The sequence below is a fragment of the Psychrobacter sp. A3 genome, assembly GCF_028823565.1.
Lineage (GTDB): Bacteria > Pseudomonadota > Gammaproteobacteria > Pseudomonadales > Moraxellaceae > Psychrobacter > Psychrobacter celer.
Genome location: NZ_JAPEHS010000185.1, coordinates 1 through 592, shown reverse-complemented (window position 1 = coordinate 592; position 592 = coordinate 1). Strand labels below are relative to the sequence as shown.

At 52.5% G+C, this 592-nt stretch carries 1 protein-coding gene; it reads left to right on the top strand.

The window, feature by feature from the left end:
- Positions 1 to 592: thioredoxin fold domain-containing protein (locus tag NK638_RS12415; protein WP_274633248.1), on the top strand; the 592-nt coding region annotated here is incomplete at both ends.

Genomic DNA, 592 nt, shown 5'->3' with positions numbered 1-592 from the left:
CCGCCACTACATATCACCGAAGATGGCAAGTACGTCATTCAAGGCGAGCTACAAAAAAACCCCAGTAAGCAGGTGGTGACCAAAACCCCTGCCCGCAGCCGTAGTGAGCAAGCAGGGCAGCCAGTGAGCGCCGAAACCAAGTCGGCCATCCTCGCCAATATGAGCGCGCTCAAACACATGAGTGCCAAGACGCCGTTTTTTTATACCGCGGTGCCAGGGGTGATCTGGGGCGCGACGCTAGAGGGCGTGCCGTTTTTATTGTCCGATGATGCGCAGTACATCACCGATGGCGAGATATCTGTCATCGAAAACGGTCGATTTATGGGGTTAGATGAAACCTTTGAGCAGCGCAAAAACCAGTCAGTCTTTCAGGGGTTAGACCGTCAGCAGCTCATCACCTATCCTGCCACTACCACCGAAAAAGCGGTGATTTATGTGGCGGACGATGTCAACTGTCCTTATTGCCGCCGCTTTCATCAACAGCTACCGATGCTCAATGCCAAAGGCGTCACGGTGCATATTATTGGTTATCCGATATATGAAGCATCGCCTGAGCAGATGCGTGCTATCTGGTGTCAAGGCAGTGAAGACA